Source organism: Nocardia fusca NBRC 14340 (assembly GCF_001618425.1).
Lineage (GTDB): Bacteria > Actinomycetota > Actinomycetes > Mycobacteriales > Mycobacteriaceae > Nocardia > Nocardia fusca.
Genome location: NZ_BDCU01000015.1, coordinates 40,498 through 66,203 on the forward strand (window position 1 = coordinate 40,498; position 25,706 = coordinate 66,203).

Below are 25,706 nucleotides of genomic sequence, written 5' to 3' on the forward strand. Positions count from 1 at the left end.
CGCGGATGTTCGCACTACGTTCCACCTCCTGCAACTTCTCCACGTTAGCGCGGTTACGGTGGCAACTGTGCAACCGTCCTCCGCTCGCCGACCGCTGCCCCCGCGCGACCGCCTCGCGACCGCCCGGCTGTACCTGTGCACCGACGCCCGCCGGGAGAGGGGGGATCTCGCCGAGTTCGCGGAAGCGGCCCTCGCCGGTGGCGTGGACATCATCCAGCTCCGGGACAAGGGTTCGCCCGGGGAGCGGCAGTTCGGCCCGCTCGAGGCCAAGGGCGAACTCGCGGCGCTCGCCGAGCTGAAGGCCGCGGCCCGCCGTCACGGCGCGCTGCTCGCGGTCAACGATCGTGCCGATATCGCGCTGGCGGCGGGTGCCGATGTGCTGCATCTGGGTCAGCAGGATCTGCCGCCCTGGTACGCCCGCAAGATCCTCGGCCCGGATGTGGTGATCGGGCGGTCCACCCACGACCGGGAGCAGGCCCGGCTGGCCGCGGGTGACGAGAACCTCGACTATTTCTGCACCGGCCCGGTGTGGGCGACCCCGACCAAACCGGGGCGCACACCGGCCGGGTTGGAGCTGGTACGCGAGACCGCGGCAGCGGCGCCGACCCGGCCGTGGTTCGCCATCGGCGGTATCGACGCCGCGACCCTTCCCGAAGTTCTGGCGGTGGGCGCGGAACGGGTGGTCGTGGTGCGCGCCATCACCGCCGCCCAGGATCCGGAGTCCGCGGCGCGTGCACTGAAGGCCGCGCTGCTGCACGCCTGAGCCGCGCTGCCGGAAGCCCGGCCCGAGGGAAAGCGCGCCGGCCGTGCCCGGCGCAGAGGGGCAGGGCCGGCGCGTGTTCCGGCGGTGCCAAGGGGAGGTGCCCGGTGGAGCCCGGTCGCATCCCCGGGCTCTGGTTCACCGCGACGTCCCGCCTGTCGCGCAACGCGCCGTGCCCTGAGTGTTGACCCCGACGGCGCTTCGGAAACATGTCCGGGCGCCGGCTCCTGTAACGGGTGGTCACCGGGCTGCGGTCCGGGCTGTCCAGCGTTCGGTGCCGACGTCGTCTCCGGCGTCAGAGCAGCCAGAGCACCGCGCCCAGTGCCGCGAGCACAGCGCAGATCCCCAGGGCCACCGCGAGCGGCCGAGCGGTCTTCCAGGTGGTGTAGGCGCCGCCGATGAGAAATCCGGCGAGGGTGAACAGCAGAACTACGGCGACATCGGTGGACACGGAGCCCTATTGTGCCTGGTCTCGGCGCTGCTCGAGGCTTCGACCCGAAGTCCGGAAATTAACAAGCACGCGTGCTTGATTTTTTACCGGTCGCCTGTGATGCTGGGGCGGTACGCGGACAGCCACGGGCGCATATCGGCGACCCCGCCCGGTGCCGCGGTAGGAGGCGAAACCGCTGATGGGTGGTCTGGCGGCCGATCCCGACCTGATCCGGATCGGCAACTGTTCGGGGTTCTACGGTGACCGGTTCGGCGCGATGCGCGAAATGCTCGAGGGCGGGCATCTCGATGTGCTGACCGGTGACTATCTCGCCGAACTCACCATGTTGATCCTGGGCCGCGACCGGATGAAGGATGCCGGTCTCGGCTATGCCAAAACCTTCCTGCGCCAGCTCGAGGAATGCCTCGGGCTCGCGCTGGAACGCAATGTGCAGATCGTGACCAATGCCGGTGGCCTGAATCCGGCCGCGCTGGCGGAGAAGGTGGGGGAGCTGGCGGACCGGCTCGGCCTCGAGGTCCGGATCGGATACGTGGACGGCGACGATCTCACCGGCCGCGCCGCCGAACTCGGCCTCGGCACCCCGCTCACCGCCAACGCCTATCTCGGGGCCTGGGGTATCGCCGAATGCCTGGCCGCGGGCTCGGATGTGGTGGTCACCGGCCGGGTCACCGACGCGTCGGTGGTGGTGGGCCCGGCCGCCGCCCACTTCGGTTGGCAACGCACCGATTACGACCGGCTGGCCGGCGCGGTGGTGGCCGGTCATGTGATCGAATGCGGTACTCAGGCCACCGGCGGCAACTTCGCATTCTTCCGCGAACTCCCCGACCTCGGCCGCCCCGGATTCCCCCTCGCCGAGATCCGCGCGGACGGTAGCAGCGTCATCACCAAACACGCGGGCACCGGCGGCGCGGTCACCGTGGACACCGTCGCGGCCCAGCTCATGTACGAGATCCAGGGCGCGCGTTACGCCGGCCCCGATGTCACCGCCCGGCTCGATACGGTCGATCTCGCCGCCGACGGCCCGGACCGGGTGTCGATCCGCGGCGTCGTGGGGGAACCGCCGCCGCCGACGGTGAAGGTTTCGCTGAACACTCTCGGCGGATTCCGCAACGAAATGGAGTTCATCCTCACCGGTCTCGATATCGAGGCGAAAGCCGATCTGGCGCGGCGGCAGCTGGAGTCCTGGTTGCCCGAACGTCCGGCCGAACTGGACTGGACCCTGGCCCGGCTCGACCGCCCCGATGCCGACACCGAGGAGAGGGCCAGCGCCCTGCTGCGCTGTGTGGTCCGCGACCCCGATCCGAACAAGGTGGGTCGCGCGTTCTCCGGCGTCGCGGTCGAACTCGCGCTGGCCAGCTATCCGGGCTGCAGTTTCACCGCCCCGCCCGGCAACGGTTCGCCCTACGGGGTCTACCGCCCGGGGTTCGTCGACGCCGCCGAGGTCGCCCATACCGCCCACCCGCCGGCCGGATGCAAGGTCCTGGTGGGGGCACCGTCGGAGACCCGCGAACTGGCCGAGGTCCCGGAACCCGAACTACCCGCGCCGCTTCCACCCACACCCACGAAACGGGTACCGCTCGGCGAGATCGCACTGGCCCGCAGCGGCGACAAGGGCGGGGACGCGAATATCGGCGTCTGGGTGCGCACCGAGGAGCAGTGGCGCTGGCTGGCGCACACCCTCACCGTCGAGCGGCTGCGCGAACTACTGCCCGAGACCGCCGCGCTGCCGATCACCCGGCATGTGCTGCCGAATCTACGGGCGCTCAACTTCCTCATCTCGGGTTTGCTCGGCGAAGGCGTGGCCTACCAGGCCAGATTCGACCCGCAGGCCAAGGGACTCGGCGAATGGCTGCGGTCCCGTCATCTCGACATACCGTGGGAGCTGCTGCCGTGAGTGCTGTCTGGAACACCGCCGAGCGCCGCGAACTCCGCGCCACCGTGCGCGCTTTCGCCGAGCGGGAAATCCTTCCCTATCAGGACGATTGGGAACGCGAGGGGGAAATCCCACGGGAACTGCACAAGAAGGCCGGGGAACTCGGTCTGCTCGGCATCCAGTTCCCGGAGTCCGCCGGCGGTGCGGGCGGAAACGGGATCGACGGCGCCGTCGTCTGCGAGGAACTGCACTACGCCGGGGTCTCCGGTGGAGTCTTCGCCTCGCTGTTCACCTGCGGTATCGCGGTACCGCACCTGATCGCCGCGGGCGATCCCGCGCAGCTCGACCGCTGGGTACGGCCGACACTGGCCGGTGACAAGATCGGTTCGCTGGCGATTACCGAACCCGGGGGCGGTTCCGATGTGGGACACCTGACCACCTCGGCCCGCCGCGACGGCGACCACTACATCGTCAACGGCGCCAAGACCTACATCACCTCCGGCTGCCGCGCCGATTTCGTGGTGACCGCCGTCCGCACCGGCGGTCCGGGCGCGTCCGGGGTTTCGCTGCTGGTGGTCGAAAAGGACACCCCCGGTTTCGCGGTGGGCCGCAAACTGGACAAGATGGGCTGGCGCGCTTCCGATACCGCGGAACTGTCCTACCAGGATGTCCGGGTCCCGGTGTCGAACCTGGTGGGGCCGGAGAATTCCGGTTTTCTGCAGATCGCCGCGGCATTCGTCAGCGAGCGGGTCGGACTCGCCGTGCAGGCGTATTCGAGCGCCCAGCGCTGCCTTGACCTCACCCTGGATTGGGTGCGCAACCGGGAAACCTTCGGCCGCCCGCTCATCGGCAGGCAGGCCGTGCAGAACACCGTCACCGAGATGGCCCGCCGGGTCGATATCGCCCGCGTCTACACCCGGGACGTGGCCGCCCGCGCCGCGGCGGGGGAGACCGATCTGATCGCCGAGGTCTGCTTCGCCAAGAACACCGCGGTCGAATCCGGCGAATGGGTGGCGAATCAGGCGGTGCAGCTGTTCGGCGGACTCGGCTATATGCGCGAATCCGAGGTGGAACGCCAGTACCGCGATATGCGGATCCTGGGTATCGGCGGCGGTACCACCGAAATCCTCACCGGCCTGGCCGCGAAGCGATTGGGATACCAGTCATGACGACACTGCGCAGCACCCTCGACACCACGAGCGGCGACTACATCGCGGCAGCCGCGGCCATGACCGCCAAACTCGCCGAGGTGGAGGCGGAATTCGAGAAGGTCATCGCGGGCGGCGGCCCGGAGAAACTCGCCCGTCACCGCAAACGCGGCAAACTGACCGCCCGCGAACGCATCGAACTGCTCATCGACGAGGACTCTCCGTTCCTCGAACTGTGCCCGCTCGCCGCCTGGGGCAGCGAATTCCAGGTGGGCGCCAGCACCGTCGCCGGTATCGGCGTGGTGGAGGGTGTGGAATGCATGATCGTCGCGCCCGACCCCACCGTCCGCGGCGGCACCTCCAATCCGTGGACGCTGCGCAAGACGTTGCGGGTCAACGACATCATCCGGGAGAACCGGCTCCCGGTGATCTCGCTGGTGGAATCCGGCGGCGCCGATCTGCCCACGCAGAAAGAGGTCTTCGTACCCGGCGGCCGGATGTTCCGCGACCTCACCCAGGCGTCGGCGGCGGGTATCCCCACCATCGCCCTGGTCTTCGGCAACTCCACCGCGGGTGGCGCCTACATCCCCGGTATGTCCGATCACGTGGTGATGATCAAGGAACGCTCCAAGGTGTTCCTGGGCGGACCGCCGTTGGTGAAGATGGCCACCGGTGAGGAATCGGACGACGAATCGCTGGGCGGCGCGGATATGCACGCCCGGGTCTCGGGGCTGGCCGATTACTACGCGCTCGACGAACAGGACGCGATCCGCATCGGGCGGCGTATCGTCAAACGGCTGAACTGGAAGAAGCAGGGGCCGGCGGCGCGGGCCTCGGTGCCGGAACCGCGCTACGACCCGGAGGAACTGCTGGGGATCGTCCCGCCCGACCTGAAGATCCCCTTCGATCCGCGCGAGGTGATCGCCCGGATCGTCGACGGCTCCGATTTCGACGAGTTCAAGCCCCGCTACGGGTCAAGCCTGGTCACCGGCTGGGCCGAACTGCACGGGTATCCGGTCGGTATCCTCGCCAACGCCCGCGGGGTCCTGTTCTCCGAGGAATCGCAGAAGGCCACCCAGTTCATCCAGCTGGCCAACAAGACCCACACCCCGCTGCTGTTCCTGCACAACACCACCGGCTACATGGTCGGCAAGGAATACGAGCAGAAGGGCATCATCAAACATGGTGCCCAGATGATCAACGCGGTCTCCAATTCCAAGGTCCCGCACATCTCGGTACTGATGGGCGCCTCCTACGGCGCCGGGCACTACGGCATGTGCGGCCGTGCCTACGACCCCCGTTTCGTCTTCGCCTGGCCCAGCGCCAAATCCGCGGTCATGGGCGGGGCGCAACTGGCCGGGGTGATCTCCATCGTCGGCCGCGCCGCCGCCGAGGCCCGCGGGCAGGCGTTCGACGAAGAGGCCGACGCCGGGATGCGTGCCATGGTGGAAGCGCAGATCGAGGCCGAATCGCTGGCCATGTTCATGTCCGGGCGGCTCTACGACGACGGGGTCATCGACCCGCGCGATACCCGCACAGTGCTCGGTATGGCCCTCTCGGCCATCCACACTGCACCTGTCCAGGGCGCCGAATCCTTCGGCGTCTTCCGAATGTGAGGCCGGTCGTGACGAATACGCAGCAGCTGATCACCAGCGTCCTGGTCGCCAATCGCGGTGAGATCGCCCGCCGCATCTTCGCCACCTGCCGCCGGATGGGCCTGGGCACGGTGGCGGTCTATTCCGACGCCGACGCCGAATCCCCGCATGTCGCCGAGGCCGACGCGGCGGTCCGGCTGCCCGGGAACACACCAGCGCAGACCTACCTGCGCGCCGACCTCATCATCGCGGCCGCGCAGGCCACCGGTGCCGACGCCGTCCATCCCGGCTACGGGTTCCTCTCCGAGAACGCGGAATTCGCGCGGGCGGTGGAAGCGGCCGGGCTGGTCTGGATCGGGCCGCCCGCCGCCGCCATCGAGGAGATGGGTTCCAAGGTCGCGTCCAAGAAGATGATGGACGCCGCCGGGGTGCCGGTGCTGGCCGAGCTCGACCCGGACGAGGTCACCGAAGCCCAACTCCCGGTGCTGATCAAGGCTTCCGCCGGTGGTGGCGGTCGCGGTATGCGGGTGGTGCGCGACCTGGCCGAACTCCCCGGGCAATTGGACGGCGCCCGCCGGGAGGCCGAATCGGCATTCGGCGACCCCACCGTCTTCTGCGAGCGCTATCTGGAGACCGGCCGCCATATCGAGGTCCAGGTGCTGGCCGATACGCACGGCACCATCTGGGCCGTCGGCGAACGGGAGTGCTCGATCCAGCGCCGGCACCAGAAGGTCGTCGAAGAGGCGCCGTCTCCGCTGGTGGAACGTATCGATGCCGGTCGGGGACCGGATTCGGGACCCGGTATGCGGGACCGCCTGTTCGAGGCGGCCCGCCAGGCCGCCGCCGCCATCGGCTACACCGGCGCCGGTACCGTCGAATTCCTGGCCGACGAGGACGGTGAGTTCTTCTTCCTGGAGATGAACACCCGCCTCCAGGTGGAGCATCCGGTCACCGAATGCACCACCGGTCTGGACCTGGTCCAGTTGCAGCTGGAGGTGGCCCAGGGGCACCGGCTGCCTCCGCAACCGCCTGCCCTGCGTGGCCATTCGATCGAGGTCCGGCTCTATGCCGAGGACCCCGCGCAGGATTGGCAGCCGCAGAGCGGAACCGTGCATCGGATGGAGATCCCCGGAGTCGCGGCGGAATTCGACCTTCTCGACCGCCCCGGGGTCCGGCTGGATTCCGGCGTGGTCGACGGTTCGGTGGTCGGGGTGCACTACGACCCCATGCTCGCCAAGGTCATCTCCTACGGCCGCACCCGAGCGGAGGCGGCCCGGCTGCTGGCCGGCGCCCTGCACCGGGCCCGGATCCACGGCCTGGTCACCAACCGCGACCTGCTGGTCCGGGTCCTGCGCCACCCGGCCTTCCTGGCCGGCGATACCGATACCGCGTTCTTCGCCACGCACGGGCTGGACGCCTTGGCCGCGCCCCTGGCGGGCGCGGACGAGGAGGAACTGTCGATCGTGGCGGCCGCGTTCGCCGAAGCGGCCGCCAACCGGGCGCGCGCCGGTGTGGTCGCGGGTGTACCGAGCGGCTGGCGCAATCTGCCGTCGCAGGCGCAACGCAAGTCCTACGAAAGCCGCGCCACCGGTACGCACGATATCGACTACCGGTTCACCCGCGGTGGGGTGGAGGTCGCCGGGTACGACGGTCTGGAATTGATCTCCGCCGCTCCCGATCAGGTGGTGCTGGCGGTGCCCGGTGCGCACGGCCCGGTCCGGCGGCAATTCGCCGTCGCCCGCTACGACGATCTGGTCTGTGTGGATTCCGCGCTCGGTCCGGTATCGGCGCGCCGCCTGCCGCGGTTCACCGACCCCGCCGACCAGGTGGCCACCGGGTCCCTGCTGGCGCCCATGCCGGGCAGCGTGATCCGGCTGGGCGCCGAGGTCGGCAGTTCGGTGACCGCCGGTCAGCCGATCCTGTGGCTGGAGGCCATGAAGATGGAGCACACCATCGCCGCGCCCGCCGCCGGTGTGCTCAGTGCCGTGAATGTCGAAGTCGGCCAACAGGTCGACGTGGGTGCCGTTCTCGCCGTGGTGGATCCCGCCACCGAAAACCAGGAGTAGGCAATGAGCTTCATCGAATCCGACGAACGCAAAGAACTGCGCGCCGCCGTGGCCGCGCTGGCCGCCAAGTACAACTACCGCGATTACGTGCTGCCCCGGGCGCGCAAGAGCGAACCGCTGGACGAACTGTGGGCCGAGGCCGGGAAGCTGGGCTTCCTCGGGGTGAACCTGCCGGAGGAGTACGGGGGCGGCGGGGCCGGCATGTACGAACTCGCGCTGGTGATGGAGGAGCTGTCCGCGCAGGGTGCCGGTCTGCTGCTCATGGTGGTCTCGCCCGCCATCTGCGGCACCATCATCACCAAATACGGCACCGACGAGCAGAAGGCCGAATGGCTGCCCAAGCTCTCCGACGGTTCGGCCAAGATGGTCTTCGGTATCACCGAACCCGACGCCGGGTCCAATTCGCACCAGATCACCACCACCGCCCGCCGCGACGGTGACGACTGGCTGCTCACCGGTCGCAAGATCTTCATCTCCGGCGTCGACCAGGCCGAGGCGGTGCTGATCGTCGCGCGCACCTCCGACCACAAGACGGGCAAGCTGAAGCCCGCTCTGTTCATCGTCCCCACCGATGCGCCCGGGTTCGAGAAGACCCCGCAGGATATGGACATCATCGAACCGGACCACCAGTTCACCCTGTTCCTCGACGATGTCCGGCTGCCCTCGACCGCCCTGGTCGGTAAAGAGGACGCCGCCCTCATGCAGCTGTTCGCGGGCCTGAACCCGGAGCGGATCATGGGCGCCGCCATGGCGGTCGGCGTCGGCCGCTACGCCCTGGACCGCGCGGTCGAGTACGCCAACGAACGCACAGTCTGGAAGACCCCCATCGGCGCGCATCAGGGCATCGCGCATCCGCTGGCGCAGGTGAAGATCGAACTGGAGCTGGCCCGGCTGATGATGCTCAAGGCCGCCACCCTCTACGACGCCGGTGACGAGATGGGGGCCGCCGAGGCCGCCAACATGGCCAAATACGCGGCCGCCGAGGCCAGTATCAAAGCCCTCGACCAGGCCATCCAGACGCACGGTGGCTCCGGCCTGACCTCGGAATACGGCCTGGCCGCCATGCTCGGCGCGGCCCGGATCGCGCGGGTGGCCCCGGTGAGCCGGGAAATGATCCTCAACTTCGTCGCCCAGCATTCGCTGGGCCTGCCGAAGTCCTACTGACCACCGGCGGGCCGGGGTTCGCGCCCCGGCCCCGCCGAGAAAGGCAGGCCGCCGTGACCGGAACCGAGACCCGGGTCGTCGACTACGCCGTCGAGGACGGGTTCGCCACGCTGACCCTCGACTCCCCGCACAACCGCAACGCCATCTCCTCGCGGCTGGTGACCGAACTGCTGGCGGGTTTGGAACGCGCCGCCGCCGACCCGCAGGTGCGCGCCGTTGTCCTCACCCACACCGGCAACACCTTCTGCGCCGGAGCGGACTTGAAGGAAGCGGTGGACGCCGACCCCGCCGCCGCATCCGATATCCGCACGCAGTGGATGGTGCGGCTGCTACGTGCCGTTTTGGAGCTCCCGAAACCCGTGATCGCGCAGGTGGACGGGAATGTGCGCGCCGGTGGGATGGGGCTGTTGGCGGCGTGCGATATCGCCGTCGCCGGCCTGGCGAGCAGTTTCGCGCTCACCGAGGCGCGGCTCGGCCTGGCCCCGTTCGTCATCTCGCTCACCCTGCTACCCCGGATGAATCCCCGTGCCGCCGACCGCTATTTCCTGACCGGTGAGAAGTTCGACGCCGATACCGCCGAGCGGATCGGCCTGATCACCCTGGCGACGAACGACCCGGCCGCCCGGACCGCCGAACTATTGGCTGAACTGCGCAAAGCCTCCCCGCAGGGCCTCGCGGAGAGCAAACGTCTCACCACCGCGCCGATTCTGGCCGAATTCGACCGCTCCGCCGACGAATTGGCGGCCCGCTCGGGCAGTTTCTTCGGCACCGAGGAAGTGATCGAGGGAATGACCGCGTTCCTGCAACGCCGTCTGCCCCGCTGGGCCGTCCCGGCCGTCGAGACGCCCTCGGCAGAATAGGCCGCTATGGCGACACCCCACGAACCCAAACAGGACCGCAGCCGGGCCACCCGGCAGCGGCTCCTGGAGGCGACCATCGACTGCCTGGCCGAAAAGGGCTGGGCAGCGGCGACGGTGGCGGTGGTCGCCGAACGGGCGGGGGTGTCCCGGGGTGCGGCCCAGCACCATTTCCCGACCCGCGAAGACCTCATCACCGCCGCCCTCACCTACATGTTCGACACCCGCACCGACCAGGCAGTGACGGCGGTGGTCACCGAACCCGGCCTGGCCCGTACCGAAGCAGTGGTGTCCGGGCTGGTCGAGTCCTACACCAGCACGCTGTTCAAAGCCGCCCTCCAGGTCTGGACCCACGCCGCCGCCGACCCGGCGCTCCGCGAACGCATCGTCCCACTGGAAGCCCGCTTCGGCCGCGGCGCCCACCGTCGCGCCGTCCGGGCACTGGGGGTCGACGACACCGATCCGGTCGCCCACCATCTGGTCCAGGCCACCCTCGACCTCGCGCGTGGATTGGGTCTGGCCGATGTCCTCACCGACGACTCGGCCCGGCGTAAACAGATCGTGCACCAGTGGGCGGTCACATTGCACGAGGCTCTGGAAGCCAGGAGGGGCTGATGCGGTTCCGGGAGACAGTCGGTCTATCCGGCACTGCTCTCGTGCGGCACACCCGGTCGAGCGACTGCCCGCACCGTGATGAGTTCTTCCAGTCCTTTGAAGTCGTCAGGGTTGGTCGTATAGAGGGGTAGGTCTTCAGCCAGCGCAACCGAGGCGATCATCAGGTCGGCGATACGCCGGCGTGGTTTGCGTCCGGTGGCGATCACCGCGGCACACACCCGCCCGAATGCGCGCGCGGCTTCGGCTTCGAAAGGGATGGGATCGAATTCGTGTTCGGCACGCTGGAGCACATCGAGACGCCGGGCTCGTTCGGAGTGCTCGTCGTAGACGTCCTGCTCGGTATTGCTGCGGACCTCGTGCGGTCCGGCCGACAATTCGGCGAGGGTGACGGCCGTGATCGCCATCTCGTCCGGAAGCTGTGCGGGGTCCACCCAGCGACGCAGAATCATGATGTTGGTATCGATCAGTCCGTATGTGCGAGCCGGACGATCACCGGGCATACGGGTCGTCCAAGTACTGATCGGCGGTGGCGTCCTGGTCGGCACGGAAAGTGTCGAGGTCGAGACCGGGCGCGGTGCGTGACATGGCCGCAAATTCCGCCCGGGGGACGAACCTACGACGGCGACGGAGCGGAACGAGTTGGCCGATCCGGTGTCCGTCCCGGGTGACTGTGAACGCCTGCCCGTCTTGAACGGCGTCCATTATCTCTTTTGATCTGTTACGCAGATCCCGCTGCGTGATTTCCGGCTGAACGCTCATAGTTCCAGGATACGGGCGTGTGCCACCTGGCGCTACCAGGTGCTACGGCAGGTCTCTATGGCTACGCTGCCAGCGGGTGCAATCACCTCTTCGGGCAAGGTGTCGAGTCTGCTCCGGATCAGTTCGGCGGTCTCGGGGATAGCGGCGCCACGCCGCTGGAGTCGTCCGGGCCGTATCGGCAGCGGCAGTGCGGCTCGGTTGACACGGCTGCGCGCGCCGGTACTGCCGGGACAGCTGCGGTTCGATCATCGAGGGGGACCCTCATGCCCGAGCCGTCCGAGGCCTTCCAGGTCGATCTCGACGAACTCGACAACCTCACCGCCCGCGCCGCGAACTTCATCGGCTTTCTCAACGACAGCCTCACCGGCCTCGAGCAACGAATGGCCGCCCTGCATCAGACCTGGTCCGGTGACGCGGCGCTCGCGCAGGCCGACGCATTCCGGCAGTGGTCCGCCGGGGCCACCGACGTCCGTGAGGGGGTCGACGCCATGCGTCAGGCCGCGGTCGACGCCCACAGCCGCTACACGACCGCTATCCAGACCGTGCAGCGTATGTTCGGCCCCCGATAGCCCGAGCCCGGTAGATGAATTTCATCAATGTGGATCCGGCCGTCTACTACGAGGCGGCCACCATCGTGAACAGGGCGGCGAGCGCCTTTTTCGCCGCCTATGACCAGCACTTGCAGGCATTGAAGGGCACCGCTGCGATGGCAGGCAGCGCCGGGCCGGGTAAGGAATGGGCGACCTCCTACGACAACCAGGTCCGCGAGACCAACAACCTCGTCAGCACCCTGATGCTGGCACTCGACAAGTACCCCCGGATCCTGAACCAGGCCGGGTACGTCTACGCGAGTAGCGACCACGACCCCAAGTCCGGAACTCCCGCACCACAGAAACCGGCCGACCCGCAGCTCGCCTACGTCAGCTGCGCCCAGCCGCCGCCGTCGGCGGGCGGTCCGGGTAGCGGCCTGATCGACGACGGTCTGGAACTGGCCAAGCAGATCGGTGTCGACCTGCCGGTCCCTGACGGTGATACCGACAAACTCAACACCGCCGCCACCGTCTGGAACAGCCTGGCCCATGCGCCGGGCGCCACCAACCTGCCCGTGGAGCTGGAACGGGCGGCGGCGATGTTCCAGCAGGTCACAGCGCCCGAGGTGGCGTCGATCGACGAGGATCTCCGGGAGATCAAAACCGCGGCCGAAGACCTGCTGGCCATCTTCGCCGATATCGCCGCCTCCTGCGCGGCCCAGAAAACCGCGCACGACAACATGAAGGCACGGTTGCACGACATGCTCGCGCAGTTCGCCGACGAACTGAAGAAGCAGGTCGCCATCACCCTCGCGCTCGCCGTCGCTGCCTCTGTGGTCAGCTTCGGAATCGGTGGTGGCGCTGTGGCGGCCATCCGTGCGGGCAAAGCCGTCGATCTGGTCAACGATCTGGTCAAAGCGCTGCGCGGTATCGTCGCCGCGGCCGGGCTGCGGACGGTGGTCGCCGTGACCCGTTCCACCGGCGACACGCGTGCCAAACTCGAGCGTATCCACGACCTCATCGAAACCATCGAAGATTCGGTCGAGGCTCAAAGCAAGCCGGAAAAGAAATCAGGGATCGCAACCACTCCGGAAGAAATAAATGCGCTGATAGACGAGCTGGAGCAGAGTGGTGTGAAATTCAGTAGGGAGGATATTGTGTCCATCGGCAGAGATGCCGACGGGAAAGTAGTTTTCTTGGAAAAAGGTAATGACCGCGCCGGGCTCGAGCATATATTGAGGCATTCGGGAGAGTTTGGCGACAAAGGAATACCGGAAAGCGAAATTCCAAACTTAGTGATGAAGGCGGTCACCGAAGGCGAAGTGGTCGGAACCCAGGGAAAAAACCGGCCGGTGTACGAAATATTGCACAATGGCCAGCCGGTGAGGATTGCTGTTAGTGTTGGGAGTAATGGGTTTGTGGTCGGGGCCAATCCGGCCTCGTGAGCGCTGGAGGGGTAGTGAAATATTTGAGGGTTCTGCCGGAGATCGAGTGCTGGCCTACCTGGGTGCGTAGGGGAAAGCAGTTCGAAAACGTGGACCCGGGTTCGCTCCCGATCTCGTTCGAACTTGCTGCGGCCCTGCGAGACTGGTCGGACAGATGGGACGCTACATACGACCTGGAAGATGACCCCGGGAATCCGAGATTCCTTTCCGTTGATGTGGAGCGACAATTCTGGCGTGAAGGAGCGGAAATAGCCGCCGGGCTCCGTAGTGAGCTCGGGCCGGACTGGACTATCGAATACGACCCGAGAACTTCGTATCCCTCAGCGCACGTCTAGCGCGACCGTATCGATTCGCGGCGCAGGGGGTTTTAGCGCTCGGACTCGGTGCGGAGCCGTGGGCAGTGGTGGTGCTGGTGATCGCGGCCGCTGTCGCGGCCGGAGCGGTGACCATCAGGCGGGGTTGGTGATACCGTGCGCCCCGTTATGCCCGAGGAGATTCCGTGACCGATCCCGACAAGACCCCCGTCAGCCTGGAGACCGCGTTGTCGAACTCCAGGAGCCCGGATGGCCTCACCAGGGACTCCGCCATCTACGAACTCGCGAACTTCATCCACGAAGACAGCGCGGTGAGACGTCTGCACGAGATGCTGGACGACGAGATTGTGACGATGCAGGTCGATTCGGCCGATGTACTGGCGAGGCTGGGTGGATTGAAAGGCCTTTTTCTGGTCTTGGACGAGATCGGGCGAAGGCGCGACGACCCTGATGCGGATTACATTGCAAATAGACTTTACGAGTTGGACGCTGGTGGGGATGTAGAAATCCTGGAAATGATCGAGCCGGTCGTCGGGCAACTGTCCGATTATGGATTTGTCGGGTTTCAGCAACTGAAGAGGCTCCGAGGTCGTGAGTAGATCTCGCTCTGAGAATGAAGGATCGCCCGATCTACGAGATCGTGCACAACGGGCAATCGCTGAGGAAATGAGCTATATTTTCGATATCGACGAGGTCACCGTTTGGAGTCCTGCTCTGCGAGTATCGCTGAGCGCATAGATGGTCCCCCGCACCCCGACCTGTCCGTCGCTCGGCCACGCCATCTCGACGCATGGACTCTTGCTACCGCTGTAACTGCCCTCCAACCAGATCACTCCGGATGGATCAACGATCGTCATGATCGAACTCCTTCGCCGTTCAAGGTTCTCGGCGTTGAACCAACAGGGCGGTCGGGTTCAGTACAACCCACTCTTTGTTCGAAAAGGTGGCGGATCCGTCGATGGCGTCCCAGCCGCGCAGTGCACCGTATTGGCCGATATCGGCGAAGGTCAGCTCTTTGTCCTGGAGCGCGGCGTAGCGAGCATTCTCCTCGTCCGTTCGGTTCGCTATACCGCGTACGGCCTCCAGTTCTCGCGTAACTTGCGACCAGGCCTGGCTCCGTTCCTTCTCCAGTTCGCGGAGCGTGATCGTCTTGGTCCCAGGGCGAAGCGCCATGCGCAGCACCCGGGCCTGCCGGGTGGCGCGGTCCAGCGTGCGAGTCGGATCGGTGTAGTCGAGTGCGATGTGTTCCAGCGGTGTGACATACGTTCCGGATCCAGTGGGGCCGCCGCCCGGCCGCACCGGGCCGGTGATGAAGGCATCGAGGTAGCGATCTTCCTCGAACCCTCGGAACAGCTGTCTCTGGCCCGCCGCGACTGCCCCGTCGACCTCGCCGCGGGTGGCGACCGTGACGGGTCCGTCGAATCCTTGTAGCCGTTGGATCTCTTCGAACGTCGGGGAGTTCCCCAGGGACCTGGGTCTCCCTGCCCGCCGCAGGGCGCTGTAGTCCACCTCGTCGATCAGATCGCGTCCGGGTACATAGGTGGAAGAGCTTGCGGTGCCGGCGACACCACCGGACATCTCGAAGGACGTGGTTGCCGGAGGCGATATCTCTGCCGAATCCGCCTTCACGACCCGGGAAGCGACCTCGTTGAGGCCGCCGGCGACTTGCGCGGGCAAAGCCGAGATCGCGGTGCCGGCGTCCTTGGCGGCCGTGCCGAGCACACCCTGCACACTCTGCCACACTTCGTCCAGGCTGCCGCTCACAACGGTCACTGTGCCGTACCGCGCACTCGCCGCGCTACGCCGGCCGCTGACGAGTCAGTGATCGGGTCCAGAAGGCGATCACGGCCGCCAGGCACTGGTCTGTGGTTCTGCCTTCCGGCGGGTCGAGCACCGCCCCGTGAACCTGGGCTTCGACGGCTTGCACGAACAGCAGGGCGTTCAGGTCGGGGTCGGGGCCGCCGACCCCGAGGCGGCACAGATGATAGGCGACTTCAGCGGCGAGGCGCTGTTCGAGTTCACGCAACCGGGCGATGCCTTCGGGAGTGCGCGGTGATTGTTCGAACAGCAACCGGTGCATCTGCGGCTGGGCACGGTGCAGGTCGGCGACCGAGCTGATCAGCCGGTGCACGGTCTCCTCCAGTGGCGGCCCCTCGCACCGGAGGGATGTGGTTTCGGTGAGCAGGGCGGCCGTGGCCTCGCGGAGGTGGCGGTCGGCCAGTGCGTAGAGCAGGGCGTCCTTGTTGGGGACGTAGTGGTAGAGCGTGCCGATCGAGACGCCCGCGAGCTCGGCGACCTTGTTGGTGGTGGTCGCCGCGTAGCCGAGCTGTTGAAAAAGTCGAGCAGCCGCGTCCAGGATCGCGTCGAAGGTGAACTCCGAGCGCTGCTGGCGCGGGGTTTTGCGCGGAGTGGACACAGGGCTCCGAAGTCGAGTTGGCAAAACCGAGGATTACTCGAATTATTATGACATGCACAGCTCCTACCTGGATTTTCTGCCCACCGACCTGCGACCCGACCCCGCGCTACGGCCGGAGCGGACCTGGTGGGACCACCGCGGCCACCGCGTGCACATCGAACGTGTCGTCCCGGCCGGCGCGCCGGTCCGGATGCTGCTGGTCCACGGTGCCGGCGGGCACGCCGCGGCGGTGTGGCCGTTCGCGGCGTTGGCGGCCGGGCAGGGTTTCGAGGTGGTGGTGCCCGACCTCCCCGGTTACGGCCGTACGCGGGTTCCCGCACGCCGGGGTATCCGTTACCAGGATTGGGTGGACTGCCTCACCGACCTGGTCCGGGCCGAGCATGCCGCCGATCCCCGGCCGCTGGTGCTCCTGGGTGCCAGCATGGGCGGCATGCTGGCCTACGAAGCCGCCGCACGCACCGGTCTGGCCGCCGCGGTTGTGGCGACGTGCCTGATCGATCCACGACTGCCGCAGGTACGCAGCGCGATCGCCCGCCGCCCATGGCTCGGCCGCTACGGTGCGCGGCTGCTTCTCCCCGCCGTCGACAACCTCCGGGTCCCGATCCGGTGGATGGCGAATATGCCGGCCATGTCCGGCAACTCGGCGCTGACCCGATTGGTCTCCACCGATCCCCTGGGCGGGGGAGTCCGCATGCCGTTGGGGTTCCTGCGGACCTATCTCACCTCGGTGCCGCACGTCGAGCCGGAGAACTTCACCACCTGCCCGGTGTGGCTGGTTCATCCCGGCGCCGACACCTGGACACCACTGTCGTTGAGCGAGCAGTTCTTCGATCGTATCGCTGCTCCGAAGAAGCTCACCGTGCTCGCCGGCGCCGGTCATTATCCGGTCGAAACCCCCGGTATCCATCAACTGACCCGCGCCCTGGCCGAGCTTCGTACCGAAATCGCTTCCTGAGACGTCGTCGTAGCGCGATTCCGGGCTCACGCGGTCGGCGATTCGAACACCGGCGGAACAATTGAGGACGGTTTCCGACCGCTATCGCCGCTACCGTCACGGTTGTACCGAATGTGAGCGAGAGGATCGAGATGCCGGAACATACCCAGCCCGCGGGCTACACCACCGTCGCGCCGTGGGTCGTCACCGATGACACCGGGGCTTTCCTCGATTACGTCGCCCAGGTGTTCGACGGCGTGGAGCTCGGCCGGGTACCGACCGCGGACGGGAAGATCGGGCACGGCGAGATACGAATCGGCGACACCGTCGTCCTCGCCTTCGACCGGCACGAGGATTGGCCCGCGCTGCCGAGTCTGCTGCGCGTGTTCGTGCCCGACGCGGACGAGGCGATCGGCAGGGCCACGGCGGCCGGAGGGCGGATCGTCACCCCACCCGCCAACGATGCGTTCGGGCAGCGCGGCGGCCGGGTCGCGGATCCCTTCGGCAATATCTGGTGGGTGATCGCTCCTGTCGAGGAGGTCGCCGAGGACGAGATGTGGCGGCGGTTGCAGGAACCGGTGTATGCCGAGGTCATGCGGGTGGCGCAGGAGACCCTCGATGCGGAACTCAGCGGTCGGGGATACGGGCGCAGCAGCGCGCCGATCGCCCCGGTGGCCGCCGGCTGATCGGAACAGGTCGCACCGCGCCGCCCGGCGGAGCCGATCGCTGCTGTGACCGGCGGATCGAGACGGGCTGTGCTGCCCGGCGCAGCCGATCGCTCCAGCGGCCGGCCGATCGGCACGGGACGCGCGGCCCCGGCGCAGTCGGGTTGCTCCGTATCGTCCCGGGCCGCCGGTCTCGCGTCGATGGCTCGCGGCGACGAGAATCGGGGTATGAGCGAATCGCCGGACGGTCCCGCGTTCACCTACTCCGAGATCGGCGCGACCCGTGGCGAGCTGCCGCCGGGATATCGGCACCTGCGGGTGCGTCGTCCGATAGCTGCCGGCGAGGCGGAATTCCGGCGGCTCGGCGCGGCGCTACTGCGCTATCGGATACAGCGCGGGCTGAGAATTCTCTGGGAAGCCGGAACTCCGGTGGCCGAGCCGGGCACGGCGGTCACCGTCCGGCTCGGGATCGGCCGGTTCGGCCTGCGCGCGCCGTGCCGGGTGGTGTATGTCCTGGACGAGCCCGAGCGGATCGGGTTCGCCTACGGCACGTTGCCGGGCCACCCGACGAGCGGGGAAGAACTGTTCGCCGTCGAGTACGACGGGGACAGCGATGTCGTGTACGGCGTGGTCACCGCGTTTTCCCGCCCTGCGAACCGGTACCTGCGCCTGGGCGCGTCGCTGGCCGTACCGGCGCAGCGGGCGGCCGCGGTGGCCTACCTCGCGGTGCTGCGCCGGACACCACGAGAGTGATGAACCCGGCACCGTGCCTCCGGCTGTCGACGGGCGGCCGCGTCGCCCGTCGGGCGTCGAGGAACGCGAGTCGATCCGCCGCAGCGGTGATCCGACCGGCGGGCACAGTAAAGGGGTATCGCCCAGCGATCCGGCGGTGGTGTTCAGGGCGAGTGAACGGTGCGCCGCACCTGGACATCGCCGGGTGAGAACGCGCGGCCGGCCAGGTTGAAACTCCAGGACACGGTGGGTGTGATCCGCATATATAGGGCGGTCCCGAATCGGCCGGCCCGCTCCACGAGTTCGGCGGTTCCGTACACACGCAGGTATCGCGGGGCCCAGGGGTCCGTGGACACGAGGTCGTCGATGACGAGGGCGACCTTCGTGTGGCCGTGTTCGACATTGCGGTACTTCCTGGTCCGCGCCGGATCGTGACCGCCGATATAGATATGGGTGCCGTCGAACTCGTAGCCCACCGGCGCCACGTCGGGCTGCCCGTCCGGGCCCACGGTGGCCACCCGCGCGAGCGGCTGAGAGCGCAGATAGGCGACCTCTTCCTCGGTGAACGACATCGGGAACCTCCTCGTGGCGAGTCCGGAGATCCCGTGCTGATCGATCCCGCACGGCGATCGTCGAGGCCACGATTATTTCCCGGGTGGCCGCCCCGGCCCGGGCGCAACGCACCGGGCACCGTGGAAAAGTTCCGAGCGGATCAGGACAGACCGAACCGGACGCCGGTGAGTTCCTCGGAGACCTCCCAGAGCCGCTGCGCCGCGAGCACATCGCTGGCCTGCGCCGACCGCCCGACCAGTGTCGGGTACCCGTGCATCTCCCCGCGACCGTCCGGCCCGACGTAACTTGCCCCAGGCAGGTCCTGCGTCGCGGCGAACAGTGTGGGCAAGGCTGCCTTCTCCGGGGTTTGCGCGAGATAGCGGCCGGCCAGGTGCACGACGGCGACCAGGAATTTGTTGCGGTTCGCGGTACCGAGTTCGGTGGCCGCGTACCCGGGATGCGACGCCATGGCGCGCACCGCCGACCCGGCCTGCCGGAGCCGGCGTTCGAGTTCGAGGGTGAACAGCAGGTTCGCGAGTTTGGAACGGCCGTAGGCCTTCACGGGACCGTAACCGCTTTTGGCGTAGTCCAGATCGTCGAAATCGATGGACCCCACCCGGTGCGCACCCGAAGCCAGGTTGACGACGCGGTCGGTGATGTGGGGCAGGAGCCGATTGGTGAGCGCGAAATGACCGAGATGATTGGTGCCGAACTGCATTTCGAAGCCGTCCTTGGTCCGGCCCTCGGGCACCATCGCGACCCCGGCGTTGTTCACCAGGATCGCGATCTCACCCGCCCACTCGTCGGCGAACTCGCGGATCGATTCCTGATCGGCGAGATCGAGCCGCCGCACCTCGTTGCTGCCGCCGATCCGGCGTGCGGCCTCGTTGCCGCGGGCGATATCGCGGACGGCGAGCACCACATGCGCGCCGGCCCGGGACAGCAGGGTGGCGGTGCCGAATCCGACGCCGCTGTTGGCGCCGGTGACGACCACGGTGCGGCCGTCGAAGGCGGGCAGGTCGGCCGCGGTCCAGTGCGAAGAACTCATGTCCAGACGGTAACGCCGGAAACTCCCTCGGGCGCGGACTCGCCGAAAATGAGGCGGGTACTGCGATTACGCCGATAACGCGAATCCGCCCGCCGACGAGGAAATGAGCGGAAGCGCCGCACAGCGCGCAGCTCGCCGAGTAGCGTGAGGTTCGTGTTCCCGGGGCCGGTCGCCGTGGCCGAGACCCGCTCCGGCTTTCCGCTCGACTCCGGTCGAGCGTTCTCGACCAGGTGGTATCGACAGGTGCGTTCCATCCGTTGTCGTCGAAAGGGTCGTTGATGCTCCGTTCACGCGGGACTGTTCCGACGGTGGCCGTGCTGCTGGGTGCACTGGCGCCGGCGCTCGTGGTCACCGCTCCCGCCGCACCCGCGGCGGTCACCGATTTCGAGCTTTCGCCGGGGACCGGCGGAGGGAGCGCCACGGCGCCCTACGGAACCCATTGCACCTACACCGCGACCGCCACCGCGGAACCCGGCGAGTACGTCGGTTTCTACGACAGCCAGAAAGGCTCGTTCGATCCGCCCGGCGCGATTCCGGTCGGTGCGTCCGGCACGGTCACCGCGGAATGGACCCCGGAGGTTTCCGGCACGCACAACCTGCACGCCGTGAACATCGGTAGCGAACAGTCGCTCGAAGTGGAGGTCGGCTCCGGCCTGAACCTCGGCTCGGCCTGCCCGGTGTTGTGACCGGCGGCGTGGGCGCCGTGTCCGGTGGGCACGCGATCTTCTCGAAATCCGGCAGGAGAGGCGGACACAGACCTGTCGCGTGAAGCGCGGCAGCCGGCGGAAGGGATTTCACATGGGGTACACACGTCGCGCACGTCGTTCGGGCGGTATGAGCGCCGCGATCGAGCGGGCCGTCGCACTGCTCGACGAGGGATTTCTGCGCAATGAACTGATGGTCGCCGCTCTCGTGCTGTCCTCGATCATCGCCGTGATGGGCCTGAGTTCGGAGGGACTCGGCTGGAAACTCGGATACTGCGCCGCCGGGCTCCTCGGCGTGACGGCGTCGTTCGTGGTCATGCGCAGGGACTGGCCCCGGCAGTGGCTGGCCCTGCTCGCGATCTCCGCTCTCGGCGTGCTGCTGCTGATCGTGTACGGGCGGATGTCCGGAAGTCTCTGATCGGCGCCGGCATTCGGGTGTGGTCAGCTTGGTGGAGCGCCGAACGCGGTGTCGCCGATCTCGCGCAGTTGCTGCCGCACGGCGTCGTCGCACAGGGACCCGTCGACGCCGGCCCGGTAGGCGGAGGCAGGGCTGATACCGAGTCGCTCGGCCAGCTCGTATTCCTGGCCGAGGGTGGTACCGAACAGAGCCGGGTCGTCGGTACCGATACTGCAGCGGACACCGGCCTCGCGCAGCCGGGGGAGTGGATGTTCCGCGATATCTGCCACGACGCGGGTGGCGACGTTGGAGGTCGGGGTCACCCGAAGTACCGTTCCGCGATCCACGAGCTCGGCCATGAGGGCCGGGTCGCCGGCCGCGGCGATCCCGTGCTGTAGCCCGTCCGGGTTCCAGCGCAGGACATCCCGGATGGCGCGTACGCCCCCGGCTTCCCCCGCGTGTGGCACGATCCCCAGCCCCCCGTCGCGGGCGATGGCCACCGCCCGGTCGAACTCCGAGACGTCGCCGCGCGCCAATTCATTGCCGCCGGCGTCCAGGCCGACTATGCCCCGGTCCCGGTAGCGTACGGCCCATTGCGCGCATTCTTCGGCCAGGTCTCGGTCGATTCCCCAGATCAGGCTGGGCATGGCGCGCACGGTGACACCGTAGTGTTCGGCCGCCGCGGTGATGCCGTCCGTGACACCGTCGAACATCGCCGGATACGGGATGCCGTCCCATTTATTGCGATTGATGGGTGAAAAGGTGGTTTCGATGTACTGCACGCCGTGCGTTTTCGCCTCCAGAGCGTAATCGAGGACGGCGCGGCGGAAATCGTCTTCGGTCCGCATCGTGCCGGTGGTGGCGCGCCACATCTCCAGGAAGTGGCCGAAGTCGCGGTACCGATACAGCGCGGACAGCGCGTCGACATTGTCGGCGGGCAATGTCACACCGTTGCGCCGCGCCATATCCAGCACTCTTTCCGGCCGGATCGTGCCTTCGAGATGGACATGCAGTTCGATCTTGGGATACGGGTCGGCGGATCCGCTACGCGGCAGCGGTGCGCCACCGGAACCGCCGCTGGAGTCCTCTCCGGGCCGCGGGCTCGTACGCGCCGACGACGAGCGTGCGGAGTCGCCGGTGCCGGGAGCATGACGAAAACCTTTGTCGGAGTCGGCGAGTTTCGCGGCCGCGTTCTCGAATCGCCGGGCGAAAGGCCTGATGCCGTGGGCGGTGCCAGGGCCTTCCATTCTCATGAAGCAACCGCTCGAATTCCGGGCGGCTCGGAGAAGGGTTTGCGCGATCTCTTCCGACCGGGATCAGCACAACGCCACGCCACCCTCTGCACTTCCGCCACGGTCTGCCGGCCTCGGTTCGGCACTCTAACCGAACCGCCGGCCTCGGGCCCGTCAGTTGTCCACGGTGCGTGGTCGTACGAGATGGGCGGTGAGGAAAGCGATCTGGTCCGCGACGATCTGCTCTACCGTCGGTGGGTGGTAGACGGTGAAATGGTCGGCGTCGTAGGTCTTCAGTACGGTTACGGTGCCGCCTGTAGCCGCCAGCGCTGGTACGGGCCGCCGCGCGGAGTCATCTTCAGTGCCCCGGTAGCGGGCAGGTAGGTGAGTACGGATTTCGGATACCCCTGCTCGAAGAGGTAGCCGTCCTCCATCTGCCATTTCACCGCGAGGCTCGACGTGCTGTCGACCAGCCGCGCGTCGGTTCCTCCTCGGGAGGGGGTGCCGCCGTAGGAGAGGGCGAAGTAGCCGCGCGAATCCTCGGCGACGATGTTGACGAGCTGATTGTGTGCACCGGAATAGGTGTGCGCGCCGCTGGAATCGAAGAACCAGCCCTGCCGCACCGATCCGTCGCAGCCACGCATTTCGAGGCCCGGGTCGGTGGTGACGCTCGCCCGGTCGCTGTGCCGGGTGTACACCCGCTGCTGCCAGGTGCCGTCGAATTCGTAGTACCGGCTGGGCTCACTGGCCAGGCACAGGCGGGCTTCTTCGTTGCGTAGGGCGAACCTGCCGCCGGGAAAACCGTTGGCGATCAGCGACACCGGGCTGCGTTTCCGCGGCGCACCGCCGGTCGATTCGATATCGGGCGTGGCCGCGGAGTGGGTCACGGCGAGTAGCCCGGCGATCAGGGCGACGAGTGACAGCGGGCCGCCGCGTACTCTTCTCGATTTCATGCGCGAAAGCTATCAATGCTTCATCGGTGTGCATCGATGGCGCGCGGAACCTTTTCAGGGACCCTGCACCAGGTCGATCTGGCGATGGGCTGGGCGCATCGGCTGGTCGGTTTGCACGGTGGGGCCAAGGTGCTCGACCGCCCGGCCGGCGGGCTCTACACAAGGGGTTCGCGGTACTGCCGGTTTGTACTGCGAACAGCCGGTAAGCGCCCACGGGGATGTCACCATTGACCGAAACTGGTCCGGCCGGGGACCGCGAGGCAGCGTGTCGCTCGGCGGAAGGATTCCGGTGTCGGGGTGGTCCCGGGCCAAAGCCCAGTTGTTCCAGGGTGTGAAGAATATGGCCGACGGTCTCGCTCATCTTCACCGAAAGACCAATTCGGACTTCAGCGGTCGGTTGCGGAGGGCGGCCGACGAGGTGAGCGGCGCAGCCGATGAAGCGGCCGCGAAAGTGGCTGCCCACCCTTCGCAGCTGTCCGGTGGTGTCGCCGCGTGGCCGGCCGGGTCGACCGGGCCGGCCGAAATACGCCGATTGGTTCCGGATGAATGGCGAATCAACAGGGATATCGCCTTGACCATGGCCGACCATGATCCACTCGACTTCCGCTCGCGGCGTTCGGACGCAGAAAAGAAAACCGAACAAGAATTCCGGGCCGACTTCGACCGACTCGAGTCGTTCGTGGCCTTCCGGGACGGCCGACCCGTGGGGCGCACCAGGCTCTTATCCGGTGACGACCCGCGCACCCCGGAGATGAAGGCGGTGTGGGTTTCCCCGGATGTGCGCGGTGCCGGGATCGGCGATCAGTTGATGGCGGCCACCTTGGCGTGGGCCCGGGATCACGACTGTTCGGCGGTCGTGCTCTGGGTGCGGGAGAACAACGAGCACGCCAAGAACCTGTACTCGCGCAACGGGTTCCACCCGACCGGAGCAGCCCGGCCGCATTTCTCCGACCCGGGCCTGCGTTCGATCGAGATGCGGAACGATCTCGTCTGACGATCGGAAGGGAGTCCTTCTCGCGCTGTTCGATCCCGAGCCTGCGCGAGCCGAGCGTCGCCGGTCGGGCGGCCCTCGGTGGAGCCGCTGGTCAGGGTTCGGTATTCGCCCGTGACTCGGCGTGGCGGCGCTGGGCGTCGAGGACCTCGGGCATCCGCGCCTCGAGGAAACCGATGAGCTCGAGGAGCCGCGGCGCGGTTTCGGCACCCAGATCGGTGAGGCTGTACTCCACATGGGGCGGGATGGCGCGACGGACCTCGCGGTGTACGAAACCGTCGCGTTCCAGCTGTTGAAGAGTCTGGGCGAGCATCTTCTCGCTCACCCCGTCGATGCGGCGGCGCAGGTCACCGAACCGGAGCGGACCGTCCGCCAGGCCGGCGAGCACCAGGGTTCCCCAGCGTCCGGTGAGGTGTTCGAGCACCGGGCGCGAGGGGCAGGCCCGGGCGAAGACATCGAAGGGCAACACCGCGGTCGTGCTGTCCGAGGAGGGTTCCGCTACGTCCATACCGTCATGGTAACCACCGGAGAGCACTTACCAATAGTTTGCGCTAACTATTTCGCCGTGTACCGTGGTGGCCGGATACGCGCACTCGAAGCCCGACCGAGAAGGAGTTCGTCATGTTTGTCGTCACCGGTGCCACCGGACAGTTCGGCCGCCTCGCGGTGGAGGCCCTGCTGCGGCGGGGCGTACCGGCCGCGCAGCTCGCGGTGGCGGTCCGCGATACGACCAGGGCGGCAGACCTGGCCGCCCGGGGTGTCACAGTGCGCGTCGCCGACTACGACCGGCCCGAAACACTCGTTCCCGCGTTCACCGGTGCCGACAAGCTGCTGTTCGTGTCCGCCAACGGTCCCGACGACCTCCGGCTCGTCCAGCACGCCGCCGTGGTCGACGCCGCGGCTCGGGCCGGTGTCGGGCTCGTGGCCTACACCTCGATCGTCGCCGCCGATACCAACCCGCTGTCCCTGGCCCGGGTGCACCGCGACACCGAGGCCCGGCTCGGTGCTTCGGGGCTGCCCACCGTGCTGTTGCGCAACGGCTGGTACACCGAGAACTACACCGCCGGCCTCGCCGACTCGGTGCGGCGCGGCACCCTCGCCGGGGCCGCGGGCCGGGGCGCGATCGCTTCGGCCACCCGCGCCGACCTGGCCGAGGCCGCCGCCGTCGTCCTGACCTCCCCCGACGACCAGGCGGGCAAGATCTACGAGCTGACCGGTGACACGGCCTGGACGCCGGCCGACCTCGCCGCCGAAGCATCCGCCGTATCCGGAAAGCGCGTCACCTACACCGATCTCCCCGCCGCGCAGTACGCCGAAATCCTCTCCGGTGCGGGCCTTCCCGGGTTCCTGGTCGAACTCCTCGTCGACGCCGACACACGGATCGCCGAAGGCGCGCTCGCTACCATCGCACCCGATCTGGCCGAGTTGCTCGGCCGGCCCCTCACCTCCCTGCACGACGCCGTCGCCGGCTCCCTGCGCGACACCGCCGCCGCGCGCTGACGACT

Annotated in this window: 30 protein-coding genes and 1 pseudogene; 20 read left to right on the forward strand and 11 right to left on the reverse strand. The window is 67.7% G+C overall.

The genetic code is table 11. The features are described 5' to 3' along the window. Positions 1-67: 67 nt before the first annotated feature. The gene (thiE, locus tag NF4_RS04800; protein ID WP_063126080.1) at positions 68-763 is read left to right on the forward strand and encodes a thiamine phosphate synthase; all 696 of its coding nucleotides are present in this window, start codon (positions 68-70) and stop codon (positions 761-763) included. A gap of 292 nt (positions 764-1,055) precedes the next feature. On the opposite strand, the gene NF4_RS38440 is transcribed toward thiE, so the two are convergent. Continuing rightward, positions 1,056-1,211 (reverse strand): CG2302 family histidine operon protein, encoded by a 156-nt coding sequence (locus tag NF4_RS38440; protein ID WP_198165215.1) that lies wholly within the window; start codon positions 1,209-1,211, stop codon positions 1,056-1,058. Between the two features lie 178 nt (positions 1,212-1,389). On the opposite strand from NF4_RS38440, the gene NF4_RS04805 reads away from it, so the two are divergent. The 7 genes from NF4_RS04805 to NF4_RS04835 are packed head-to-tail and all read left to right on the forward strand — an operon-like array spanning position 1,390 to position 10,529. Next, entirely contained in the window at positions 1,390-3,105 is a 1,716-nt protein-coding gene (locus NF4_RS04805) for an acyclic terpene utilization AtuA family protein (RefSeq protein ID WP_063126081.1), read from the forward strand. After that, positions 3,102-4,253: an acyl-CoA dehydrogenase family protein gene (locus tag NF4_RS04810; protein ID WP_439956732.1), complete on the forward strand. Its 1,152-nt coding sequence runs from the start codon at positions 3,102-3,104 to the stop codon at positions 4,251-4,253. Before NF4_RS04805 ends, NF4_RS04810 begins: the two co-directional genes overlap by 4 nt. Beyond that, positions 4,250-5,848, forward strand: a complete 1,599-nt coding sequence (locus tag NF4_RS04815; protein ID WP_063126083.1) for an acyl-CoA carboxylase subunit beta — start codon at positions 4,250-4,252, stop codon at positions 5,846-5,848. The genes NF4_RS04810 and NF4_RS04815 overlap by 4 nt, the downstream gene beginning before the upstream one ends. An 8-nt stretch (positions 5,849-5,856) precedes the next feature. Next, positions 5,857-7,893 (forward strand): acetyl/propionyl/methylcrotonyl-CoA carboxylase subunit alpha, encoded by a 2,037-nt coding sequence (locus NF4_RS04820; RefSeq protein WP_232330322.1) that lies wholly within the window; start codon positions 5,857-5,859, stop codon positions 7,891-7,893. Positions 7,894-7,896: 3 nt separating this feature from the next. Next, positions 7,897-9,057, forward strand: a complete 1,161-nt coding sequence (locus NF4_RS04825; RefSeq protein WP_063126084.1) for an acyl-CoA dehydrogenase family protein — start codon at positions 7,897-7,899, stop codon at positions 9,055-9,057. Positions 9,058-9,110: 53 nt separating this feature from the next. After that, positions 9,111-9,917: an enoyl-CoA hydratase family protein gene (locus NF4_RS04830; RefSeq protein ID WP_063126085.1), complete on the forward strand. Its 807-nt coding sequence runs from the start codon at positions 9,111-9,113 to the stop codon at positions 9,915-9,917. 6 nt (positions 9,918-9,923) lie between these two features. Next, positions 9,924-10,529, forward strand: coding sequence for a TetR/AcrR family transcriptional regulator (locus NF4_RS04835; RefSeq protein WP_063126086.1), 606 nt, complete (start codon positions 9,924-9,926; stop codon positions 10,527-10,529). A gap of 23 nt (positions 10,530-10,552) precedes the next feature. Here NF4_RS04835 and NF4_RS04840 read toward each other — a convergent pair whose 3' ends face one another. After that, positions 10,553-11,029: a type II toxin-antitoxin system VapC family toxin gene (locus NF4_RS04840; protein WP_063126087.1), complete on the reverse strand. Its 477-nt coding sequence runs from the start codon at positions 11,027-11,029 to the stop codon at positions 10,553-10,555. Further along, positions 11,019-11,288: a type II toxin-antitoxin system prevent-host-death family antitoxin gene (locus NF4_RS04845; RefSeq protein WP_063126088.1), complete on the reverse strand. Its 270-nt coding sequence runs from the start codon at positions 11,286-11,288 to the stop codon at positions 11,019-11,021. Before NF4_RS04845 ends, NF4_RS04840 begins: the two co-directional genes overlap by 11 nt. A 263-nt stretch (positions 11,289-11,551) precedes the next feature. Between NF4_RS04845 and NF4_RS04850 the strand changes: the two genes are divergently transcribed. From NF4_RS04850 to NF4_RS04860, 4 genes are all read left to right on the forward strand, one after another. Continuing rightward, positions 11,552-11,857, forward strand: a complete 306-nt coding sequence (locus NF4_RS04850) for a WXG100 family type VII secretion target (RefSeq protein ID WP_063126089.1) — start codon at positions 11,552-11,554, stop codon at positions 11,855-11,857. Between the two features lie 14 nt (positions 11,858-11,871). Beyond that, entirely contained in the window at positions 11,872-13,263 is a 1,392-nt protein-coding gene (locus NF4_RS38445; RefSeq protein WP_063126090.1) for a hypothetical protein, read from the forward strand. Positions 13,264-13,277: 14 nt separating this feature from the next. Next, positions 13,278-13,598, forward strand: a complete 321-nt coding sequence (locus tag NF4_RS40380; protein WP_501193524.1) for an immunity protein CdiI family protein — start codon at positions 13,278-13,280, stop codon at positions 13,596-13,598. A gap of 164 nt (positions 13,599-13,762) precedes the next feature. After that, positions 13,763-14,176: a hypothetical protein gene (locus NF4_RS04860; RefSeq protein WP_063126091.1), complete on the forward strand. Its 414-nt coding sequence runs from the start codon at positions 13,763-13,765 to the stop codon at positions 14,174-14,176. Between the two features lie 72 nt (positions 14,177-14,248). Here NF4_RS04860 and NF4_RS37495 read toward each other — a convergent pair whose 3' ends face one another. From NF4_RS37495 to NF4_RS04870, 3 genes are read right to left on the reverse strand one after another with little or no spacing between them, the layout of a single operon-like run. Further along, positions 14,249-14,434, reverse strand: coding sequence for a hypothetical protein (locus NF4_RS37495; protein ID WP_157119975.1), 186 nt, complete (start codon positions 14,432-14,434; stop codon positions 14,249-14,251). Between the two features lie 19 nt (positions 14,435-14,453). Then, complete coding sequence (locus tag NF4_RS04865) at positions 14,454-15,341, reverse strand: hypothetical protein (RefSeq protein ID WP_063126092.1); 888 nt, start codon at positions 15,339-15,341, stop codon at positions 14,454-14,456. Positions 15,342-15,375: 34 nt separating this feature from the next. Next, entirely contained in the window at positions 15,376-15,993 is a 618-nt protein-coding gene (locus tag NF4_RS04870; protein WP_063126093.1) for a TetR/AcrR family transcriptional regulator, read from the reverse strand. Between the two features lie 52 nt (positions 15,994-16,045). Here NF4_RS04870 and NF4_RS04875 point away from each other — a divergent pair, with 52 nt between their 5' ends. From NF4_RS04875 to NF4_RS04885, 3 genes are all read left to right on the forward strand, one after another. Then, positions 16,046-16,948 (forward strand): alpha/beta hydrolase, encoded by a 903-nt coding sequence (locus tag NF4_RS04875; protein WP_063126094.1) that lies wholly within the window; start codon positions 16,046-16,048, stop codon positions 16,946-16,948. A 131-nt stretch (positions 16,949-17,079) separates the two neighbouring features. Continuing rightward, positions 17,080-17,613 (forward strand): VOC family protein, encoded by a 534-nt coding sequence (locus tag NF4_RS04880; RefSeq protein WP_063126095.1) that lies wholly within the window; start codon positions 17,080-17,082, stop codon positions 17,611-17,613. A gap of 207 nt (positions 17,614-17,820) precedes the next feature. After that, a complete protein-coding gene (locus NF4_RS04885; RefSeq protein WP_063126121.1) occupies positions 17,821-18,345 on the forward strand; it encodes a DUF1990 domain-containing protein in 525 nt (174 codons plus the stop codon). Positions 18,346-18,488: 143 nt separating this feature from the next. Here the strand turns inward: NF4_RS04885 and NF4_RS04890 are convergent, their stop codons facing one another. Beyond that, on the reverse strand, positions 18,489-18,896 hold the full coding sequence (locus NF4_RS04890; protein ID WP_063126096.1) for a PPOX class F420-dependent oxidoreductase: 408 nt from the start codon (positions 18,894-18,896) through the stop codon (positions 18,489-18,491). Positions 18,897-19,036: 140 nt separating this feature from the next. Beyond that, positions 19,037-19,930, reverse strand: coding sequence for an oxidoreductase (locus tag NF4_RS04895; RefSeq protein WP_198165219.1), 894 nt, complete (start codon positions 19,928-19,930; stop codon positions 19,037-19,039). Between the two features lie 272 nt (positions 19,931-20,202). Here NF4_RS04895 and NF4_RS04900 point away from each other — a divergent pair, with 272 nt between their 5' ends. Together NF4_RS04900 and NF4_RS04905 are read left to right on the forward strand one after the other, a co-directional pair. Next, the gene (locus NF4_RS04900) at positions 20,203-20,610 is read left to right on the forward strand and encodes a hypothetical protein (RefSeq protein ID WP_063126098.1); all 408 of its coding nucleotides are present in this window, start codon (positions 20,203-20,205) and stop codon (positions 20,608-20,610) included. 112 nt (positions 20,611-20,722) lie between these two features. Continuing rightward, positions 20,723-21,046, forward strand: coding sequence for a hypothetical protein (locus NF4_RS04905; RefSeq protein WP_157119979.1), 324 nt, complete (start codon positions 20,723-20,725; stop codon positions 21,044-21,046). Positions 21,047-21,069: 23 nt separating this feature from the next. Here the strand turns inward: NF4_RS04905 and add are convergent, their stop codons facing one another. Both add and NF4_RS04915 read right to left on the reverse strand, forming a co-directional pair. Next, a complete protein-coding gene (gene add, locus NF4_RS04910) occupies positions 21,070-22,278 on the reverse strand; it encodes an adenosine deaminase (protein WP_198165216.1) in 1,209 nt (402 codons plus the stop codon). A gap of 281 nt (positions 22,279-22,559) precedes the next feature. Next, complete coding sequence (locus NF4_RS04915; RefSeq protein ID WP_063126100.1) at positions 22,560-23,210, reverse strand: hypothetical protein; 651 nt, start codon at positions 23,208-23,210, stop codon at positions 22,560-22,562. A 54-nt stretch (positions 23,211-23,264) separates the two neighbouring features. Between NF4_RS04915 and NF4_RS40240 the strand changes: the two are divergent. After that, positions 23,265-23,366: pseudogene (locus NF4_RS40240) on the forward strand (phosphonate ABC transporter ATP-binding protein); the annotation flags it as partial. 133 nt (positions 23,367-23,499) lie between these two features. Beyond that, complete coding sequence (locus tag NF4_RS04920) at positions 23,500-24,204, forward strand: GNAT family N-acetyltransferase (protein WP_157119981.1); 705 nt, start codon at positions 23,500-23,502, stop codon at positions 24,202-24,204. 91 nt (positions 24,205-24,295) lie between these two features. Here NF4_RS04920 and NF4_RS04925 read toward each other — a convergent pair whose 3' ends face one another. After that, positions 24,296-24,709, reverse strand: coding sequence for a winged helix-turn-helix transcriptional regulator (locus NF4_RS04925; RefSeq protein WP_063126102.1), 414 nt, complete (start codon positions 24,707-24,709; stop codon positions 24,296-24,298). A 113-nt stretch (positions 24,710-24,822) separates the two neighbouring features. Between NF4_RS04925 and NF4_RS04930 the strand changes: the two genes are divergently transcribed. Further along, positions 24,823-25,701 (forward strand): NAD(P)H-binding protein, encoded by an 879-nt coding sequence (locus NF4_RS04930; RefSeq protein WP_063126103.1) that lies wholly within the window; start codon positions 24,823-24,825, stop codon positions 25,699-25,701. Positions 25,702-25,706: the final 5 nt, after the last annotated feature.

What these genes read in the sequence shown, in the direction of transcription:
- add (WP_198165216.1), bottom strand. Translation starts at nt 22,278, where the DNA reads ATGAGAATGGAAGGCCCTGGCACCGCCCACGGCATCAGGCCTTTCGCC.
- NF4_RS04885 (WP_063126121.1), top strand. Translation starts at nt 17,821, where the DNA reads ATGAGCGAATCGCCGGACGGTCCCGCGTTCACCTACTCCGAGATCGGC.
- NF4_RS04875 (WP_063126094.1), top strand. Translation starts at nt 16,046, where the DNA reads ATGCACAGCTCCTACCTGGATTTTCTGCCCACCGACCTGCGACCCGAC.
- NF4_RS04900 (WP_063126098.1), top strand. Translation starts at nt 20,203, where the DNA reads ATGCTCCGTTCACGCGGGACTGTTCCGACGGTGGCCGTGCTGCTGGGT.
- NF4_RS04930 (WP_063126103.1), top strand. Translation starts at nt 24,823, where the DNA reads ATGTTTGTCGTCACCGGTGCCACCGGACAGTTCGGCCGCCTCGCGGTG.
- NF4_RS04815 (WP_063126083.1), top strand. Translation starts at nt 4,250, where the DNA reads ATGACGACACTGCGCAGCACCCTCGACACCACGAGCGGCGACTACATC.
- NF4_RS04915 (WP_063126100.1), bottom strand. Translation starts at nt 23,210, where the DNA reads ATGAAATCGAGAAGAGTACGCGGCGGCCCGCTGTCACTCGTCGCCCTG.
- NF4_RS04840 (WP_063126087.1), bottom strand. Translation starts at nt 11,029, where the DNA reads ATGCCCGGTGATCGTCCGGCTCGCACATACGGACTGATCGATACCAAC.
- NF4_RS04845 (WP_063126088.1), bottom strand. Translation starts at nt 11,288, where the DNA reads ATGAGCGTTCAGCCGGAAATCACGCAGCGGGATCTGCGTAACAGATCA.
- NF4_RS38445 (WP_063126090.1), top strand. Translation starts at nt 11,872, where the DNA reads ATGAATTTCATCAATGTGGATCCGGCCGTCTACTACGAGGCGGCCACC.
- NF4_RS04805 (WP_063126081.1), top strand. Translation starts at nt 1,390, where the DNA reads ATGGGTGGTCTGGCGGCCGATCCCGACCTGATCCGGATCGGCAACTGT.
- NF4_RS04835 (WP_063126086.1), top strand. Translation starts at nt 9,924, where the DNA reads ATGGCGACACCCCACGAACCCAAACAGGACCGCAGCCGGGCCACCCGG.
- NF4_RS04890 (WP_063126096.1), bottom strand. Translation starts at nt 18,896, where the DNA reads ATGTCGTTCACCGAGGAAGAGGTCGCCTATCTGCGCTCTCAGCCGCTC.
- NF4_RS04925 (WP_063126102.1), bottom strand. Translation starts at nt 24,709, where the DNA reads ATGGACGTAGCGGAACCCTCCTCGGACAGCACGACCGCGGTGTTGCCC.
- NF4_RS04880 (WP_063126095.1), top strand. Translation starts at nt 17,080, where the DNA reads ATGCCGGAACATACCCAGCCCGCGGGCTACACCACCGTCGCGCCGTGG.
- NF4_RS04905 (WP_157119979.1), top strand. Translation starts at nt 20,723, where the DNA reads ATGGGGTACACACGTCGCGCACGTCGTTCGGGCGGTATGAGCGCCGCG.
- NF4_RS04825 (WP_063126084.1), top strand. Translation starts at nt 7,897, where the DNA reads ATGAGCTTCATCGAATCCGACGAACGCAAAGAACTGCGCGCCGCCGTG.
- NF4_RS37495 (WP_157119975.1), bottom strand. Translation starts at nt 14,434, where the DNA reads ATGACGATCGTTGATCCATCCGGAGTGATCTGGTTGGAGGGCAGTTAC.
- NF4_RS04850 (WP_063126089.1), top strand. Translation starts at nt 11,552, where the DNA reads ATGCCCGAGCCGTCCGAGGCCTTCCAGGTCGATCTCGACGAACTCGAC.